Annotated in this window: 20 protein-coding genes; 11 read left to right on the top strand and 9 right to left on the bottom strand. The window is 34.0% G+C overall.

Annotated elements, in window-relative coordinates:
- Window positions 1-213: 213 nt before the first annotated feature.
- The 10 genes from HQN85_RS01065 to HQN85_RS01110 all read left to right on the top strand — a co-directional run bounded on the left by HQN85_RS01065 (window position 214) and on the right by HQN85_RS01110 (window position 8070).
- On the top strand, window positions 214-750 hold the full coding sequence (locus HQN85_RS01065) for a hypothetical protein (RefSeq protein WP_216847201.1): 537 nt from the start codon (window positions 214-216) through the stop codon (window positions 748-750).
- A 374-nt stretch (window positions 751-1124) separates the two neighbouring features.
- Window positions 1125-1763 carry a peptide-methionine (S)-S-oxide reductase MsrA gene (gene msrA, locus HQN85_RS01070; protein WP_173268498.1) on the top strand — a complete coding sequence of 213 codons (639 nt, stop codon included), beginning with the start codon at window positions 1125-1127 and terminating at the stop codon, window positions 1761-1763.
- Between the two features lie 181 nt (window positions 1764-1944).
- Window positions 1945-2361, top strand: a complete 417-nt coding sequence (locus tag HQN85_RS01075; protein WP_173268499.1) for a cytochrome c maturation protein CcmE domain-containing protein — start codon at window positions 1945-1947, stop codon at window positions 2359-2361.
- Window positions 2361-4832 carry a heme lyase CcmF/NrfE family subunit gene (locus HQN85_RS01080; protein WP_173268500.1) on the top strand — a complete coding sequence of 824 codons (2472 nt, stop codon included), beginning with the start codon at window positions 2361-2363 and terminating at the stop codon, window positions 4830-4832. Before HQN85_RS01075 ends, HQN85_RS01080 begins: the two co-directional genes overlap by 1 nt.
- A 1-nt stretch (window position 4833) precedes the next feature.
- Window positions 4834-5592, top strand: coding sequence for a Rossmann-like and DUF2520 domain-containing protein (locus HQN85_RS01085; protein ID WP_173268501.1), 759 nt, complete (start codon window positions 4834-4836; stop codon window positions 5590-5592).
- A 42-nt stretch (window positions 5593-5634) separates the two neighbouring features.
- Window positions 5635-5967, top strand: a complete 333-nt coding sequence (locus HQN85_RS01090) for a 2Fe-2S iron-sulfur cluster-binding protein (protein WP_173268502.1) — start codon at window positions 5635-5637, stop codon at window positions 5965-5967.
- A 58-nt stretch (window positions 5968-6025) separates the two neighbouring features.
- Window positions 6026-6271: a Fe-S cluster assembly protein IscX gene (gene iscX / locus HQN85_RS01095; RefSeq protein WP_173268503.1), complete on the top strand. Its 246-nt coding sequence runs from the start codon at window positions 6026-6028 to the stop codon at window positions 6269-6271.
- A gap of 62 nt (window positions 6272-6333) precedes the next feature.
- Complete coding sequence (locus HQN85_RS01100; RefSeq protein WP_173268504.1) at window positions 6334-6861, top strand: KdsC family phosphatase; 528 nt, start codon at window positions 6334-6336, stop codon at window positions 6859-6861.
- Window positions 6862-7030: 169 nt separating this feature from the next.
- Window positions 7031-7426 (top strand): hypothetical protein, encoded by a 396-nt coding sequence (locus HQN85_RS01105; protein ID WP_173268505.1) that lies wholly within the window; start codon window positions 7031-7033, stop codon window positions 7424-7426.
- A 74-nt stretch (window positions 7427-7500) separates the two neighbouring features.
- Window positions 7501-8070, top strand: coding sequence for a Maf family protein (locus HQN85_RS01110; protein ID WP_173268506.1), 570 nt, complete (start codon window positions 7501-7503; stop codon window positions 8068-8070).
- Here HQN85_RS01110 and HQN85_RS01115 read toward each other — a convergent pair whose 3' ends face one another.
- The 9 genes from HQN85_RS01115 to HQN85_RS01155 all read right to left on the bottom strand — a co-directional run bounded on the left by HQN85_RS01115 (window position 8071) and on the right by HQN85_RS01155 (window position 17348).
- A complete protein-coding gene (locus HQN85_RS01115) occupies window positions 8071-8976 on the bottom strand; it encodes a Ppx/GppA phosphatase family protein (RefSeq protein ID WP_173268507.1) in 906 nt (301 codons plus the stop codon).
- 78 nt (window positions 8977-9054) lie between these two features.
- Complete coding sequence (locus HQN85_RS01120; RefSeq protein WP_173268508.1) at window positions 9055-10386, bottom strand: ABC transporter permease; 1332 nt, start codon at window positions 10384-10386, stop codon at window positions 9055-9057.
- Window positions 10379-11290, bottom strand: a complete 912-nt coding sequence (locus HQN85_RS01125; RefSeq protein ID WP_173268509.1) for an ABC transporter ATP-binding protein — start codon at window positions 11288-11290, stop codon at window positions 10379-10381. Before HQN85_RS01125 ends, HQN85_RS01120 begins: the two co-directional genes overlap by 8 nt.
- Before the next feature lie 181 nt (window positions 11291-11471).
- Window positions 11472-12641 carry a molecular chaperone DnaJ gene (gene dnaJ / locus HQN85_RS01130; protein WP_173268510.1) on the bottom strand — a complete coding sequence of 390 codons (1170 nt, stop codon included), beginning with the start codon at window positions 12639-12641 and terminating at the stop codon, window positions 11472-11474.
- A gap of 1 nt (window position 12642) precedes the next feature.
- A complete protein-coding gene (locus HQN85_RS01135) occupies window positions 12643-13224 on the bottom strand; it encodes a nucleotide exchange factor GrpE (RefSeq protein ID WP_173268511.1) in 582 nt (193 codons plus the stop codon).
- 168 nt (window positions 13225-13392) lie between these two features.
- On the bottom strand, window positions 13393-14076 hold the full coding sequence (locus HQN85_RS01140) for a cell division ATP-binding protein FtsE (RefSeq protein ID WP_173268512.1): 684 nt from the start codon (window positions 14074-14076) through the stop codon (window positions 13393-13395).
- Between the two features lie 2 nt (window positions 14077-14078).
- On the bottom strand, window positions 14079-14282 hold the full coding sequence (locus HQN85_RS01145) for a fructose-6-phosphate aldolase (protein ID WP_173268513.1): 204 nt from the start codon (window positions 14280-14282) through the stop codon (window positions 14079-14081).
- 49 nt (window positions 14283-14331) lie between these two features.
- On the bottom strand, window positions 14332-16239 hold the full coding sequence (locus tag HQN85_RS01150) for a T9SS type B sorting domain-containing protein (protein WP_173268514.1): 1908 nt from the start codon (window positions 16237-16239) through the stop codon (window positions 14332-14334).
- Between the two features lie 89 nt (window positions 16240-16328).
- The gene (locus HQN85_RS01155) at window positions 16329-17348 is read right to left on the bottom strand and encodes an acyl-CoA reductase (protein WP_173268515.1); all 1020 of its coding nucleotides are present in this window, start codon (window positions 17346-17348) and stop codon (window positions 16329-16331) included.
- Between the two features lie 77 nt (window positions 17349-17425).
- Between HQN85_RS01155 and HQN85_RS01160 the strand changes: the two genes are divergently transcribed.
- Window positions 17426-17776, top strand: a complete 351-nt coding sequence (locus HQN85_RS01160) for a 4Fe-4S dicluster domain-containing protein (protein WP_173270173.1) — start codon at window positions 17426-17428, stop codon at window positions 17774-17776.
- Window positions 17777-17831 lie beyond the last annotated feature (55 nt).

The following is a 17831-nucleotide window of genomic DNA, read 5'->3' on the forward strand; positions in this document are numbered from 1 at the left end:
AAGTAACTTAGTTAGCTTAGGTTGTGTGTTGATATTACAAATTCAGGCATTTCAATTTGTATCCAAATGTCTTTCATTTACAATATCAATTTTCTTTATAGTTTCACTAGTTAATGTTTTCTTAATAGTATTAATGTTTTTTAAAAAATCCAAAAATTAATATAACAATCTAATTAGTCAATTAGGTTGGTTTTTCCCATAAAGTAGATAGTTATGAATTTAAAAAAGGTATTCAACTTTCTTTTGTTATTAGTTTTAACATCACCTTGTTTGGCACAAACAAAAGATTTTACAGAAGAAGAAGAGAAGAACTATAATACAATAAAATCTTTATTTGAACACTTTAAAGATAAGGGTTACGATTCTGCCCAAAGAGATTTTGTGTTTAAACATTTTGTTTATTTTGATAATGTATTAGCAGACACCTCAAAAACGCAAATTTTAAAAAGGACAAAATTTTTTGATGAGTTGTTTTCTCAGATGATCCACTATGTTGATTCTGTGGGCATGGAAAATTTAGATGCTGCGCCAACAAGATTGTTTAAAGATAATCCAACTTTCTTTAAGTCCTTTGAAGCTGAAAGTGATTTAAATAAATTTCTACCATTTACACTAACTTATTATGACAAAAGGAGACCAAGGGAACCAATCGGAGTATTACTTTTTGAACCTAAAACACATAAGCTTTTAACATGGATATTATTGAACCAAGGTGGCTATTATTATTTTTTGACATTTAATTTATTATAATATACATAACAGGGTTTTTAATAGAAAAATCTACATTAACTAGGTCTTAAAATTTCAGAAAATGAGGTGCCTTAATTTAACTATATTATTACTGTCATAGCTTTATTGGCTTCTTGCATGTATAAGAACAAAGGAAAAGATGCTAATATAACTAGTGTTATATATTCTGTTAAGGTGAATGAAGCAGGAGTTAATTATATTTAATACGGTACATTTTATGGATGATTATTATATTATTCCATTAAAGATTGTAAAATCAAAAAACACACCTGCCAGCTGTTGTTTAGGACTACCTGAAATTAGTGCGCTTCAAAAACTGTAAAATCCATGACACTTTTTAGCATTTCTAAGCGTATATTGTATAAAAAAGTAGCATGAAAAATCTAATCGCATTCTTATTCGTAATCGTATTTTTCTCTTGTAGCAATGCAGAAGAGAAAGTAAAAGCCGAAGTTCCTAAAGTTTCAAAAACTCAAAGAGTGGCAGTTTTTGCTGGTGGATGTTTTTGGGGTTTACAAGAAGGTTTTTCAGAATTAAAAGGAGTAATCAAAACAACAAGCGGGTATGCTGGTGGTACCACTAAAAATCCATCATATGAAGATGTGAATACAGAAACAACTGGTCATGCAGAAGCCGTTCAAATTGTTTATGATCCTTCGGTAATTAGTTTCGCCCAATTGTTAGATGTTTTTTTTGTAGTGCATGATGGTACGCAATTAAACAGGCAAGGTCCAGATATAGGTACTAGTTATCGCTCCATAGCTTTTTATAGCAATCCAGAAGAGAAAAGACAAATTGAAGCAGCTATAGTAAAAAGTAACCGTTCACAATTGCATCCAGGTCAAATTGTAACTGAAGTTAAGCCAATGGCGACTTTTTATCCTGCAGAAAAATACCATCAAAATTTCGTAAAACTTAATCCAAATCAGGGTTATGTAGTAAATGTGTGTGGACCTAAAATTCAAAAACTAAGAAAAGCCTTTCCAAACTTGTTAAAAGACGAGTTTAAATAAGTTTGTTCATTGCTTTAATTATTCACTAGTTCATTGTTCATACGTTAAATACTTATGAAATTATGACTAATGGACAGTTTAAATTAGAACTATCAATTAATTGTCACGTTGTGCATTACAGATAGCCTGCTACGGTAGTTTTTTTATCTTTGTGGTCTTGGATTTTTAATTTAAACCCCACATGAGAAAAAGTGCTATTATCGGTTTAATTACAATTGCCATCTGTATTGGCTTTCTCGTAAGTCTAAATGCAGATACTGATACCTATTCTAATTTTACGGAAGCAGCTTCTTCTAATAAAGAAGAACATGTAATGGGACATTGGGAAAAAAGTAAGGGCACACAATATGATGCGCTTAAAGATCCAAATCATTTTGCTTTTTACATGAAAGATGAAAAAGGTAAAGTGAAAAAAGTAGTGCTAAATGGCACTAAACCTCAAGATTTCGAACGTTCAGAGAAATTAGTGTTAATAGGTAAAATGGAAAACGATACCTTTTATGCCACTAAAATTTTAATGAAATGTCCTTCTAAATACAATGATAATTTGGTTGAAATAAATCAAGACGGTCAAGTAAAACAATACAAGAAACCTTAATGGATATACAATTTATAGGAGAAAACCTCCTTCCAGGTAAAATTGGACAGTTTTTTATTGTTCTAGCGTTTGCTGCATCGCTACTATCAACTATCGCTTATTTCTTTGCGGTAAAAAACAAAAATTTAGAAGATACATCTTGGGTTAAACTAGGTAGAATAGGTTTTATAGTTAATTTCGCAAGTGTAATTGGTATTGGAGTAACCTTGTTTTTCCTAATTTTAAACCACTATTTCGAATATTATTACGTTTACCATCACTCATCAAAAACACTTCCAGTATATTATATTGTTTCTGCTTTTTGGGAAGGACAAGAAGGTAGTTTTTGGCTTTGGGCATTTTGGCAATCTGTTTTAGGTACAATTCTAATTTGGAGAGCAAAAACTTGGGAAAACGGTGTAATGACTGTAATTGCATTCTCTCAGGTATTTTTAACTTCTATGCTATTAGGAGTTGAAATATTTGGTCAACGCATTGGTAGTTCTCCTTTCATTTTGCTAAGAGAAGCAGATGATTTAAAATCATTTGCCCCTGTGATTTTTGCAGATCCAGAGAATTTTAGAAATTATTTGAAATTTATCACCGATGGTAAAGGTTTAAATCCATTATTACAGAATTATTGGATGGTAATACACCCACCAACATTGTTCTTGGGTTTTGCAAGTATGGTGGTTCCTTTTGCTTACGGAATAGCTGCCTTATGGACAAGACGGTACAAAGAATTTGTTAAACCTGTATTGCCTTGGGTTTTATTTGCAGTAATGATTTTGGGTACTGGTATTATCATGGGCTCATTCTGGGCATATGAAGCACTAAACTTTGGTGGTTTTTGGGCTTGGGATCCAGTAGAAAATGCATCAATTATTCCTTGGTTAACTTTAATCGGCGGATTACACGTAATTATAGCCTATAAAAATACAGGTCATGCCTACTTTACCGCCATGGCTTTGGTATTAATCAGTTTCCTTTTAGTTTTATATGCATCCTTCCTAACAAGAAGCGGTATTTTAGGAGATACTTCTGTACATGCATTTACAGACTTAGGTATGTTCGGACATTTAATAGCCTATAATGTCATCTTCTTAATTATTGCTATTTATTTTGTGGCCAGAAGGTGGAATGAATTGCCAATTACCCATAAAGATGAAGAAACATATTCTCGCGAATTTTGGATGTTTATCGGTGCTTTAGTACTTACAGTATCTTGTATTCATATTATCTTCGCCACTTCAGTACCAGTTTTCAACAAAGCTTTTGGTACCAACTATGCGCCAATTAAAGATGCAATTAGATTTTACAATCAATGGCAAGCCCCTTTTGCGATATTAATTGCCTTAATTTCAGGTTTCTCTCAATTTTTGAAATATAAGAGAACAGATCCTCGAAAATTTTATAGTAGTTTAATCTCATCCATTGTTTTTGCGTTGGTTTTAACTGGCGGCTTTGCATGGCTAACAGGCGTTTACACGAATTTGATGTATATCTTCCTAACATTCAGCTGTATTTTCGCAGTTCTTTCTAATGCGAGATTATTATCTACAGCATTTGTTGGAAAAGGAAGTAAATTAGTTGGTTCTGCTGTAGCTCACATCGGCTTTGCCATCTTATTATTAGGTGCTTTAGTAGCAGCTGCAACAAGTAATCCAATCTCTATAAACGAAACTAACTTTATCCCTGTTAAGGATTTCGAAAAAGCAGCTAAACCTGGAGAAAATATCATGCTGTATAAAAATGAGCCTAAGAAAATGGGCAAGTATACAGTTACTTATATCAGTGATACTACTATTGCGCCGAACACGTATTACAAGCTTAATTTTAAAGTAATTGATGCGAAAAGTGGAAAAATAAAAGAAGATTTTGAAGTAAATCCGAGTATCCAAGAAAACGGGAAAATGGGTTTAATTGCTTCTCCAGATACAAAACATTATTTAACATCTGATATTTACACACACATTACAAGTGCGGCTGTAAAAGAAGAGGAACATAGCGATCACGAAGGTCATTCTGAAGAAGAAAACTATAAAGCACCAAGAATTGTAAACCTAAGCGTTGGCGATACCATTCATGTAAGCAGCGGAGTTTTGACTGTAAAACCTATCAATAATAAACCAGTAGTAAGAGATTTAAAAATTGATGCTGGCGATTTAGCAGTTGGTTTGCCACTAGAAATTAATGTTAGCGGTAAAATCTATAAAACTGAACCTTTATTTTTAGTGAAAGGAAATAACACATTCGATTTCGCAAGAAAAATTGAAGAATTAGGATTGAGAATTAGATTTACTAAAATAATACCAGAACAAGGGAAGTTTGAAGTGTTGATTTATGAAAAACCGCAGCAAGCTAAAGACTGGTTAGTATTTAAATCTATCGAATTCCCTTACATCAACTTATATTGGGTAGGTACAATTGTAATGGTAATCGGTTTCTTAATCTCTATATTTAGAAGAAAGAAAGAACTGAAAGCAAATTAAAATGAAGGTTGTAATTATAGGAGCTGGAAATGTTGCTACACATTTAGCTAAAGCTCTGCATTTGGCAAATGTGCAAATAGTACAAGTCTGGTCATATCATTACACAAACGCAAAATTGCTGGCAGATCAAGTTGAAGCTACTGCAATTGAAAGTTTAACGTCGATTGATGAGCATGCTGATCTATGTTTAATTTCAGTTAAAGATGATGCGATTGAAGAAATAGCACAACAGTTAACACATTTTAAAGGAGTAATTGCACATACATCCGGCAGTGTACACCTTAATATTTTAGCTAACAGCAAAAAATATGGAGTGTTTTACCCATTGCAAACTTTCTCAAAGGATAAAGAATTAAGTTTTACAACTATTCCCCTTTGTTTAGAAGCAAACGATAATGCCACTTTACAGTTCCTAAAAAAACTGGCAAGTCAATTGAGTAGTCGGGTAGTAGAAATAGATAGTAACAAACGTAAAATTTTGCATTTAGCAGCAGTTTTTGCATGTAATTTTACCAATCATTTTTACGCATTGGCGGAAGAAGTTTTAGAAGCCCATCAACTTGAGTTTGATATTTTAAGACCTTTAATTACAGAAACAGCTGCGAAAGTTCAACAGGCATTGCCATTAACAGTGCAAACTGGCCCGGCAGTTAGAAATGACGAACAAACATTAAAAAAACACGAAGAATTGTTGTTGCAACAGCCACAATTATTAGAAATATATAAAATAGTAAGTGAGAGCATTAAAAAAACCAGATAATTGCACAATTGCGGTTTTCGCTCCTTACTTTTGCAACTAATTATGAGCATTTTTAAATTAAAGATAAATTTTGAAGAACAAGGCAAAGCGCCAATAGAACTGCCAATTGCAGCTGGCGAAGATGTTTTAGACATTTGCCTAGATAATGGGATAGAACTTCAGCATAATTGTGGCGGCGTTTGTGGATGCAGTACTTGTCATATTTATGTGAATAAAGGCATGGATAACATTCAAGAAATATCAGATAAGGAAGAAGATTTTATTGATAGGGCCGTAAGACCGAGAATTACATCGCGTTTAGCTTGCCAGTGTATAGTTTTAGATGGGGATATTGAAGTAACTATACCAGATCAATCAGAATTTTTGGGGCATTAAGACAGTTACCAATTAACAGTTTATAGTTAGCAATAACAATTATAATAAATAACCTATAATGAACAACGATAAATTTGAATTACCAATATACTGGAACGATCACGAGGATATAGCTCAAGAATTATACGAGAAATTTGGTGATGAATTTAATGAAGCTAAAATATATCGTATCAGGTTTACGGAATTATTAGAGTGGGTACTTGCGTTGCCTAGTTTTAAAGGTACTCGTGAAGAAAGTAATGAAGGACATTTAGAGCAAATTCAATCTGCTTGGGTTTACGAATGGAGAGATAATCAAGATTAAGTTAATAGCGAAAAGTATAAAGTAAAAAACTTAACTTTCAACTTTAAACCTTTAACTTCTATATGTTTCTCGAAAACCTAAAAAATATCACCACATTTATTTTTGATGTAGACGGAGTTTTAACCGATGGAACTGTGATTGCATCAGAATCTGGCGATCTTTTACGCACCTTTAACATCAAAGATGGGTATGCACTGCAATTAGCTTTAAAAAAGGGATATAATATTTGCATCATATCAGGGAGTGGGGGCGCAGCGACAACAAAACGCTTTGAAAATTTAGGATTGCCCGATGTTTTCTTAAAAGTAGTTGATAAGGTTGAGGTTTTTGAGGTCTATCTAAAAGAAAAAAATATATCCCCTGCACAAGTTTTATATATGGGCGATGATATGCCAGACTATTATGTAATGCAGCTGGTAGGTATTGCCACTTGTCCACTTGATGCGATAGATGAAATTAAACAAATTTCACATTATATCTCTCCAAAAAAAGGAGGCGAAGCTGCAGTTAGAGATGTAATAGAAAAGGTACTAAAGGTACAACAAAACTGGTTTGACCTTAATCCTTCTGCTGCCGATTCGAGCAAATAAAAATTTTATTACCTTATTCTTTAAGTGATTAAGATTGTTACAATTATTTGCAGATTATCAATTAAACTTTCTAATATTTTTACGTTCTAAGAAATACAAAAATTAAAAGAACTAGGGATTTTTATGTCCTTACAAGAAATCTCAAAACAACGTAAAAAACAAAAACAACATGAAAAAATTAGTATTATCATTAGTGCTTGTAGCAGGATTAGCATTCGCAGTAAATGCACAACAAGGTGGTCAACGTCGTATGATGACTCCAGAAGACAGAGTTAAACAATTAGATGAAAAAGTAAAATTAACTGATGATCAAAAAGCAAAAGTAACTGTAGTTTATACAGAAGCAGCTGAAGCTCAGAAAAAAATGCGTGAAGAAATGATGGCAGGCGGCGGCGATAGAGACGCGATGATGGCTAAAATGCAAAAAATGCAAGCTGACAACGATACTAAAATCAACGCAGTTTTAACAGAAGATCAGAAAAAAGCTTACAAAGCATGGCAAGATGAAATGAAAGCTGCTAGAGAAAAAGCAATGAAAGAAAGACAAGGCGGTGGCGGTCAATAATTAAACCATCACATTTTATAAATAACAAAAGCGACTTAGGGTCGCTTTTGTTATTTTAGCGCAAATTTAAAACAATGTACCAGCAGCAACACTCTATTATATTAGCCTCAAAATCTCCACGCCGTCAAGAATTAATGAGATTGATTGGCTTAGAATTTACTATTGAATTGAAAGAAGTAGATGAAAGCTATCCCGAAGGATTAACGCCTGCACAAGTTGCAGTGCATATTTCAGAGCAAAAGGCAAAAGCATTCGGAAATGCAGAACATAAAATTGTAATTACTGCTGACACTATTGTTGCCTTAGACGGTGAAATTCTAGGCAAGCCAACCGATAAAGCACATGCACAGGAAATGTTGCGTAAACTATCTGGTCGCACACACGAAGTGTATACAGGTGTAACTTTAATTAAGGATCATAAACTAGTATCATTTTATGATTTAACTCAAGTGCATTGTAAAGAAGTGAGCGACGAAGAAATAGACTTCTATATTGATAATTACCAACCATATGATAAAGCTGGTGCTTATGGCGTACAAGATTGGTGGGGATTAGTAGTTGTTAAACGCATTGAAGGCTCATACACTAATGTAATGGGTTTGCCAACAGAGAAATTATATCAAGCACTAGAAAATTTAAAATAATTAGGCTTTCAAACTCTGCAAAACACCCATTTTCAAATCATAAGTAGAAAGTTTTATCTTTTTAATATCGAGTTCGTTCAAAATATAATTAGTTAACAAACTTGCCATAACAATCATATCTACACGAAGTGGAATTAAACCTTTCATGTTTGCACGTTCAGCATGAGTAGCCTTAATTAAATTATTAGCCAATTCAGTGTAAGCAGGGAAAGAAATGGTAGTTGTACTAATTTTACTAATATCAATCTTTGGCGAAATCATTCCTGCAAAAGTTTCAAATGCACCAGCAGAGCCAATTAATGTTTTAGGTTTATACTCATGGCAAATTACTTTAAGTGCCTTTAACTCTTCATCTAAATGAGATATTATGGCTTTTTGATCAGTCACATTAATTGGATCAGACTTAAAAAATCGTTGCATCAACCTAGCTGCGCCAATATTATAACTCTTTTTCCATACCAGCGTATTTTCATCACATAATATGAACTCCGTACTACCGCCCCCAATATCCATAATTAAAGATTTCCCTTTAATAGCCCCACTCCATTTTACACCTTCGTAAATATATTGTGCTTCCTCATCACCATCAATAATATCAATTTCAATATTAGCCTGTTCCTTTGCAGCCTTTACAAAATCTAAACCGTTTTTCGCACTGCGAACACCAGAAGTTGCCGTTGCCTTAATAACATCAACATCATGTTTATCCAACTCCGCTCTAAATTCTTTTAAGCAAGTTATGCCTCGTTTAAATGCCGCGGGAATGATCGAGTTGTTTGCAGTAATGTTTTCCCCTAATTTTACAGGCTGATTGGTTTTATAAAGTACATGAATTTCACTTGCACTCTGCTCAGCAATTATCAAATGAAAAGTATTAGTCCCTAAATCTATTACAGCTAACTTCATATTAATTTAACGGCTAATGCTATAACGTAGTACCATCTAATTCATTTTTTTGACCTATTCCCATGCCTACAAAAACTGTTAGTTTTTATATGTAAACCACTTAAACATCTCCTTAAATGTGGTTTTCTTACCGTACATTAAAATACCAACCCTATAAATTCTGCTTGCAATCCAAACCGTTCCAATAAAACCAGCAACTAAAATTACCATACTTAAAGCAAGCTCCCAATTAGGCACACCATAAGGTAAACGTACAACCATGGCAATAGGAGAGGTAAATGGAATCATCGAAAGCCAAAAAGCAATATTTCCATAAGGGTCATTTGTAACCACACTTAATGATAAAGCGTAGCCCAATAACAATGGCATCATTACAGGCATCATAAACTGCTGGGTTTCGGTTTCACTATCAACCGCAGAACCAATGGCTGCATACAAAGCACTATAAAACAAATATCCACCAATAAAGAAAAAGATAAATACCGAAACAATTTTACCAAAATCAAGCCCTGCTAAACTTTTCTGAATATCCATCATAGGCCCATGCGCCGCCGAAACTGCAGGTGTGCCAGTCGTAATCTGACTTCCGTTCTGTGCAGATGCCGCTATTTTTTTAACATCAGCCTTATCAACTAAAACAGTTACAGCAACAGTACTAATCGTAAGTGTTAAAACAATCCACAAAATAAATTGCGTTAACCCCACTAAAGCAATACCAATAATTTTGCCCATCATTAATTGAAATGGCTTTACCGAAGAAATCATCACCTCAATAATTCTGCTCGTTTTCTCTTCAATAACGCCACGCATTACCTGTATGCCATATAGCATAATGAACATAAACATTAATATCCCGGCAATAAATGCAATAATTGTACTTGCTCCAGCACTGCTTGATTCTTCTTTTCCTGTATCAGCAATCTTTTTCGTTTCAATATCAACCGATGTTTTCAACTGATCTAAATCACTTTGTGCAATGCCAGATTCTTTTAGCTTTTGGTTACGAATTAACTCCTCAATATCTTTCGAAATTCTACTATTTAATGATAATCCTGCCTGTTTTGAACCAAACAATTCAACTCCCTTTGGCGCTTTCAAATCAAATTCCGGTAAATACAAAACATAATCATAGTCAGATTTTTTCAAAGATTTCTTCATCTCATCCAAACCCTTGTTTACATAATCATACTCAATGTTTTTGTCTGATGATAGCTGATCTTTCAAAGTCTTATTCACACTAACTACCGCAATTTTATCATGCGTATCACTAATGCCTTTATAAGTGAAATAACCAATCAAACCATAAATTCCTGCAATTAAAAGCGGAGTTAAAAAAGTCATAATAATGAACGATTTTTTCTTCACTCTCGATAAATATTCTCTGCGTATAATGAGTAAAATCTTATTCATAATTTTGTCTTTTAACTTTGTCAATAAAAATATCGTTCATGGTTGGTATCACCTCATCAAGTCTATGAATAGCAACATGAGGCAATAATAAACTTAAAACCTCATTAGCAGTTTTATCTTGCTGCAATTGCACTTTAATTAAAGTTTTTCCTTTTACATTCTCAGTTTGTAAAACCTCAAAAATCCCTTTGGCACTAGCCGCATTATACTCACCCTCATATTCAACCCAGTACGTATTATTACGATAAGTGGCTTTAATTTCGTCCACACCACCATCCAAAATCTTCTTAGACCTATCAATTAAAGCAATATGATCGCAAAGTTCCTCCACACTTTCCATTCTATGCGTAGAAAAAATGAAAGTAGCACCCTGCTTATTCAATTCTAAAATCTCATTTTTGATAATATCAGCATTAACAGGGTCAAAACCAGAAAAAGGCTCATCCAAAATAATTAATTCAGGTTGGTGCAAAATAGTAGCCACAAACTGTACCTTTTGTTGCATACCCTTGCTTAAATCCTCAACCTTTTTGTTCCACCAGCCTGCCATTTCAAGCTTTTCGAACCAAAATTTAATCCGTTTAGTAGCCTCAGCAGTGCTTAAACCTTTTAATTTAGATAAGTATAAAACTTGTTCGCCAATTTCCATTTTCTTGTATAAACCCCGTTCCTCGGGTAAGTAACCAATTTGCGAAATATGATTAGCATTCAACCGCTCACCATTAAAAAGAACTTCTCCGCTGTCAGGTGCAGTAATTTGAGTAATAATTCTAATTAAAGAAGTTTTGCCAGCACCATTAGGACCTAAAAGTCCAAAAATCTTACCTCTTTCTATCTCCAAGCTAACTTGGTCTAAGGCACGGTGCGATGCATATTGTTTTACAATATTTTTTACGCTTAGCATTTACGATGTTGTTTAGTTAGTAAATATAAGATGCGTACGATTAAAAAATGTTACTATTAATCTTTAGAAAACAACTTTCAGTATTAACTATTGCGGCAAGTTATGGCTAGGTAATACTAATGTTATAACGGCTAACTAAACGTGAATAAAAAAAGCCTCCCGTTATATCAGGAGGCTTTTTTTATTCAAAATATTCTTTCATTTTATCAAAGAAACTTTTGTCGTTTTTACCAGGTTGGGGCTTAAAGTTAGGAGATTCTCTTAAACGCTCTAAAATGGCTCTTTCTTCACTGCTTAACGCCTTCGGAGTCCAAATATTCACATGAATAATCTCATCTCCACGATGATATGAGTTGATTTCAGGAATACCCTTACCTTTTAAGCGTAATAACTTTCCACTTTGTGTACCAGGCTCAATTTTAATTTTTGCCTTTCCATCAATAGTTGGAACTTCAGCACTATATCCCAAAGCAGCATCAATAATGCTTACATGTAAATCGTACACAATATTGTTGCCTTCACGCTTTAATGTATCATGAGGCAATTCTTCAATTAAGATAATTAAATCGCCAGGTACACCGCCATTTGGCGCAGCGTTACCTTTACCAGCCATGCTCAATTGCATACCTTCACTTACTCCAGCAGGAATATTTATAGTAATTGTTTCTTCACCACGTGTAGTTCCTTCACCATGACAAACATTACACTTAGCAGTAATCTGTTGTCCGCTACCATGACAAGTAGGGCAGGTTGCAGTAGTTTGCATCTGTCCTAAAATAGTATTAGTTACTCTACGAACTGCACCACTACCACCGCAAGTTTTACAAGTACTTACAGACGATTTATCTTTCGCACCACTACCATCGCAAGTTTTACAGGTAATTTGTTTATTAACTTTTATCTTTTTCTCCGCACCATTTGCAATCTCTTCAAGCGTTAATTTAACCTTAATACGTAAATTACTGCCTTTAGCTACTCTACGACCGCCACCACCACGAGATTGTTGACCACCGCCAAAGAAACTATCAAACGGGCTGCCGCCACCACCACCGAAAATATCGCCAAATTGACTAAAGATATCTTCCATGTTCATGCCACCACCACCGTAACCACCGCCGCCTGCGCCACCAACACCTGCATGACCATATTGATCATAACGTTGTTTTTTCTCCGGACTACTTAAAATCTCGTATGCCTCAGCTGCTTCCTTAAATTTGTCTTCAGCAACTTTGTCATCAGGGTTTTTATCAGGGTGGTATTTAATAGCTAACTTGCGGTAAGCCTTCTTAATTTCCTCTGCCGATGCATTTTTGGCTACGCCAAGTATATCGTAAAAATCTCTTTTGCTCATCTTAACTACCTACTACCACTTTTGCAAAGCGAATTACTTTGTCGTTTAGCGTATATCCTTTTTCTAATTCATCAACTACTTTACCTTTTAAATCATCAGATGGTGCAGGTATTTTAGTAATTGCTTCGTGTATATCAGTATCAAAATCAGTATGAATGCTTTCTACTTCTTTTAATCCTTTTTGGCTTAAAATGCTTTTCAGTTTAGTTTGAACTAACATAATACCATCACGAATGGCACCCACTTCTGTAGCATTTTCAGTTGCTTTAAGTGCACGTTCAAAATCATCTAAAACAGGTAACAGCGAAACCACTACATCTTTACCAGCTGTTTGCAATAACTCTACACGTTCTTTTTGCGTACGACGTTTATAATTGTCAAATTCAGCAAACAAGCGTAAGTATTTATCGTTCAAAGCTGCATTTTCTTGCTGCAATTTTTCTTCTGCAGAAAGTTCTGCTACAGGTTCTGTAGATGCGCTATCTGTAACTTGAGTTTCTTCGCTCTGTGCGTTTTCTGCTTCTTGCTCTACCTCGTTATTATTAATAACTGGTTCTTCTTCCTTTTTCTTCTTATTAAACATGTTGTATACTCGTGTTTTTTCCCAAAGGGATTCCTTTGAAATGTTCAAACTCAAAAGTTTTGCCAATACAAAAAATCAGCCATGCTGTCAGTTTTAATTAGGTATTACTGAACAGAATGGCTGACTGACTGACAATGAAATTTATGATGTCAATTTAAATTTAATTCATTACACTATTTGCGCATCTTCATGCACAACACCGCCCTCACATTTAATAATACGAGAAGGGAAAGTGCGAATGATATGATAATCGTGAGTTGCCATTAAAACAGCGGTACCACTTTGGCTAATTTGCTTTAACAACAATACAATTTCTTCAGATGTATCTGGATCTAAGTTTCCAGTTGGTTCATCGGCCAATATAATTTCAGGATTATTTAACAATGCTCTAGCAATTACAACACGTTGTTGCTCACCACCAGACATTTCATGAGGCATTTTTTTAATTTTAGAACGTAAGCCAACTTTCTCTAACACATCTTTAATGCGTTCGTTAATTAAATTTTTATCGTCCCAACCAGTTGCCTTTAAAACAAACTCTAAATTTTGCTCTACAGTTCTATCACTTAACAATTGAAAATCTTGAAATACGATACCAAGTTTTCTGCGTAAGTATGGCACATCTTTATCAGCTAGATTTTTTAAATCGAAGCCTGCAATTGTACCGCTACCATTGCCAATGTGTAAATCGCCATAAATTATTTTTAACAAACTACTTTTTCCAGAACCTGTTTGTCCAATTAAAAAAACAAATTCGCCTTTGGCTATGTCCAAATTTACATTTGATAAGACCAAGTGTTTTTGTTGAAAAACATCAACATTTTGTAAGTTGATAACTATGTTTTCTGCCATGTTTAAATATCTAATTTCGTAACCTGTCCGAAAGGTAAATCATTAATAATGTTCATAATGTAAGGTAGTTTATCCCCAAACCCTAATTTCTCTAAAGATTTATCAGGGCGATCTACTCTAAAGTAAGCTAATAACGTAAACTTCTCATCTCTTAGCTGTACGTAATCGGGTATTTTGGCAATGCCTTTTACTTTTATGATATACATTTGTCCAAAAATAACATTTCTAGCCGATAATCGAATTGAAATAATCGATTTATCTGGTTAATAAAACCCAACCAGAATATATTTTGAAATCATCATTCAAATAAAGAGTATAATAATACACACCGGTAGGTAGGGTTTTGCCGTTAGATTTTCCATCCCAAGGCTGTGCATTTGTACTTTCGTAAACCTGTTGCCCATTTCTGTTTACTACTTTTAATTTTGGATTTGTAAATGCAGCAATCGCCGGAATATTCCAAGTGTCATTAATTCCATCGCCATTTGGTGTAAACGTATTTGGTATTTCTATTTTGGGATAAACTTTTATGAAAACTTCGTCTGTACTTATATTACAATTTGATTTTACTGTTAGTGTATAAGTGATATCATTGGGAGGTGTTGCAATTGGATTAAGTTTGGTTGGATCATCTAAATAGTCAGCTGGTGACCATTCATATATAATGTTATCGCCTGTGGCATTTCCTTTTAAAGTAAGTGATTGGCCAAATAATAATTTTCTATCTTCTCCAGCATTGGCTGATGCATTTTTTAGGACAGTAATAGCTACTTCTTTAGTTGTAGAGCAAGTTCCATTTGAAACTGTTACCGTATATGTTGTGGTTTGTTTTGGAGTAGCTGTTGGGTTTGCAATATTAGGATTTGATAAGCCGTTAGCGGGTAGCCACGTGTATATTGTGCCTCCGCTTGCTTCTAGTTCTACACTTTCATTTTCGCAAATTGTAGCGCTTGCAATGTTAGTACTTGCATTCACTACAGGTAAAACCTGCACTTGTGTCTGGCTTGTATTTGAACAACCTGATGCATTGAAAACAGTAACTGTGTATACTCCAGCTGAATTTAGGTTTACATTTGGGATAACTGGGTTTTGAATTGTAGAATTAAAACCATTTGGGCCAGTCCAATTAAATGAAACCCCTTGATCTACATTTAGCTGAACAGCTGAACCTACACAAGCCGCACCACTATTACTAGCGGTTGGAGAAGGTTTATCATTGACATTGATTGTTAAGATAGCTGAAGAAGTTCTACAATTTACTGAATTGATATTTGGTCGCTCGGCTGCAGATAAGCGATATTTATAGCCTCCAACAATAGCATTTGTAATATTTATAGTAGTTTGAGTTCCGTTTTCTCCAGGAATGTCTGTCCAAGTTGTGCCATTTAATACCTGCCATTGATATACTGGGTCATTATACCCAGCAGAAACATTTGCAGCAAGATTGTAACTTCCACTTTGCCCAACACATAATTCTGCGCTAATGCCAGCATTATTAATTGTAGGGGTTATAGTTGGTCCACAAGCCCTAAAAGTGATATCGTCTAAAGCTAAGTCATTTCCATTTCCACCTGGGCCGTTATTAATCATTTTTAATACAATATCAGCGTTACTAGCTGTTGTAAATGTAGTAGCATATTGTTTCCATGTAGCAGTTGTGCTTTCTAAAATATCTCCAGTATCATATTTTTTTAAAACAGTTCCGTTTGTGGTTTCTATTTGAAAAGTAACATTAGGTTTAATACCTGAATAGTTTAAAATATTAATAATCCATGCCGCAAATTCGTAAGTTGTACCTGGGCATAAACCAGTAATCGTAGTTTGATAAAAAATACCTGGATTGTTTGATGCATTAACAACCATCATGTAACCGTTTGCATCATTTGGGGTATGATTTGTGATTTGGAACCAACCATTTCCGCTACTGTGCATTCCAAAAGTATTTTGAGAAATAGCATAATCGCCATCATTTGGTGTTCCAGTTACAAAATTATAATTATTTGTGCCACTAGGTAGGGCAGGACCAAATGCACTGGCACCTCTTCCAAAATCAATATTAATTACAGGATCACCTAAAGTGCCATTGCAAACTTGAGCGTTGATTTTTGAGATTGAAAAGAATAAAATAATTGCAATAAAATACTTGCCAAATGTTTGTTTCAAATTGCGATTTGATAAAATTTTAAACAAAGTAGCGATTTTTTATAGTCTATTAGATATAGATTAACGTTGTTGTGTTAATGTCGTGGTAATTATAGTTTTTGCAAAAACTCAATTGTATTTACATTATCTGCGTAATCCCATAATTTAGGATTTTGACTTTGTCCAAATCCAATTTTTTCTTTATTAATTTCCAATGGGAGATTAGAAACTACACATTGAATTTGTTCATCTTGGGCGTTTAATTTTGCTTCTACATCTTTAATAGAATTATATTCTTCATAAAACAGAACAGCCAAAGGCGATACAAAAGTTTCATCTTCCTTCACTAAAATAAAACCGTTATCATAATGTTTTACACCATTTACTAAGTAAATTGATTTATTATAATCGTAATTATTGTTGTATTTAAAATGATTAATAATAGGTTGATATTTTTCAATCGGTTCAAAGAAATTCTTCAAATCATAATTTTCTGGAACATAAATTTTAGAGACATTTCTACAACCTAACCCAAAATAATCAAAAATATCGTGACCTAGACTTTCTAATTCTGCTGTACTTTCTTCTCCATTTAAAACGGCCACGCTATTTCTATTTTTACGAATGATATTGGGTACTTTACCAAAATAATAATCGAAGTATCTAGAAGTATTATTACTTCCAGTGGCAATAATTGCATCAAAATCTTTTAATCGCTCTGCATATGTTATATGATTTGCGAGTGATGATTCAAAGGAAATTAATTGTTTTAATAATGCAGGTAATAATTTATCGTCAGAAGACGACATTTTAATCATGGCGATATTTCCTGTTGCTAAAACACAAAGTACATCATGAAAACCAACTAAAGGAATATTGCCAGCTAAAATTAACCCTACTTTTTTAGGATACTCACTAAATTGGATACTTTCAAACCATTGCTCTAAATCATTGTTATTAAGCATATTGCTCAAAGATTGAAGCGATTTACCTACTTCCTCTGGAGTAAACCAAGCATTGCTATGGCTAGCTGATTGTACGATCGCATTGAATTCTGAACTTGGGTTATCCATAAATTCGCTTAGCTTTTTTAACGCAATACTAAATTTTCCTTTGGTAAGTGATGACATATTTAGAACTATTATAAATGAATATGTGTTATATTTGCAGTGCAAAGTTAAACTTAGCAATAGATTTATACGAAGACATGGCGATTAAAATAACAGATGAATGTATTAATTGTGGAGCATGTGAGCCAGAATGCCCAAATAATGCAATTTACGACGCAGGTACAGCCTGGAGATTTTCTGATGGTACTAATTTAGATGGTATTATTGATTTTGGCGGACAACAAATAGATGCTACTGCTTCGCAAGAAGCTGTTTCTGATGAAGTTTATTATATAGTATCTGATAAATGTACAGAATGTAAAGGTTTCCATGATGAACCACAGTGTGCGGCAGTTTGTCCTGTAGATTGTTGTGTTGATGATGAAGACGTTCGTGAAACTGAAGAGGAATTGTTAGCTAAAAAGGCTTGGTTACACCAAGAAGGTTAGATTATATTTTTCTAGCATCAGGCAAATTCAAAAAATATTATTATAAAAAAAGAGA

This window comes from Pedobacter boryungensis, assembly GCF_013204825.1.
GTDB classification, from domain to species: domain Bacteria; phylum Bacteroidota; class Bacteroidia; order Sphingobacteriales; family Sphingobacteriaceae; genus Pedobacter; species Pedobacter boryungensis.

Coding starts and splice junctions, on each gene's coding strand:
- HQN85_RS01065 (WP_216847201.1), top strand. CDS start 214: ATGAATTTAAAAAAGGTATTCAACTTTCTTTTGTTATTAGTTTTAACA.
- msrA (WP_173268498.1), top strand. CDS start 1,125: ATGAAAAATCTAATCGCATTCTTATTCGTAATCGTATTTTTCTCTTGT.
- HQN85_RS01075 (WP_173268499.1), top strand. CDS start 1,945: ATGAGAAAAAGTGCTATTATCGGTTTAATTACAATTGCCATCTGTATT.
- HQN85_RS01080 (WP_173268500.1), top strand. CDS start 2,361: ATGGATATACAATTTATAGGAGAAAACCTCCTTCCAGGTAAAATTGGA.
- HQN85_RS01085 (WP_173268501.1), top strand. CDS start 4,834: ATGAAGGTTGTAATTATAGGAGCTGGAAATGTTGCTACACATTTAGCT.
- HQN85_RS01090 (WP_173268502.1), top strand. CDS start 5,635: ATGAGCATTTTTAAATTAAAGATAAATTTTGAAGAACAAGGCAAAGCG.
- iscX (WP_173268503.1), top strand. CDS start 6,026: ATGAACAACGATAAATTTGAATTACCAATATACTGGAACGATCACGAG.
- HQN85_RS01100 (WP_173268504.1), top strand. CDS start 6,334: ATGTTTCTCGAAAACCTAAAAAATATCACCACATTTATTTTTGATGTA.
- HQN85_RS01105 (WP_173268505.1), top strand. CDS start 7,031: ATGAAAAAATTAGTATTATCATTAGTGCTTGTAGCAGGATTAGCATTC.
- HQN85_RS01110 (WP_173268506.1), top strand. CDS start 7,501: ATGTACCAGCAGCAACACTCTATTATATTAGCCTCAAAATCTCCACGC.
- HQN85_RS01115 (WP_173268507.1), bottom strand. CDS start 8,976: ATGAAGTTAGCTGTAATAGATTTAGGGACTAATACTTTTCATTTGATA.
- HQN85_RS01120 (WP_173268508.1), bottom strand. CDS start 10,386: ATGAATAAGATTTTACTCATTATACGCAGAGAATATTTATCGAGAGTG.
- HQN85_RS01125 (WP_173268509.1), bottom strand. CDS start 11,290: ATGCTAAGCGTAAAAAATATTGTAAAACAATATGCATCGCACCGTGCC.
- dnaJ (WP_173268510.1), bottom strand. CDS start 12,641: ATGAGCAAAAGAGATTTTTACGATATACTTGGCGTAGCCAAAAATGCA.
- HQN85_RS01135 (WP_173268511.1), bottom strand. CDS start 13,224: ATGTTTAATAAGAAGAAAAAGGAAGAAGAACCAGTTATTAATAATAAC.
- HQN85_RS01140 (WP_173268512.1), bottom strand. CDS start 14,076: ATGGCAGAAAACATAGTTATCAACTTACAAAATGTTGATGTTTTTCAA.
- HQN85_RS01145 (WP_173268513.1), bottom strand. CDS start 14,282: ATGTATATCATAAAAGTAAAAGGCATTGCCAAAATACCCGATTACGTA.
- HQN85_RS01155 (WP_173268515.1), bottom strand. CDS start 17,348: ATGTCATCACTTACCAAAGGAAAATTTAGTATTGCGTTAAAAAAGCTA.
- HQN85_RS01160 (WP_173270173.1), top strand. CDS start 17,426: ATGGCGATTAAAATAACAGATGAATGTATTAATTGTGGAGCATGTGAG.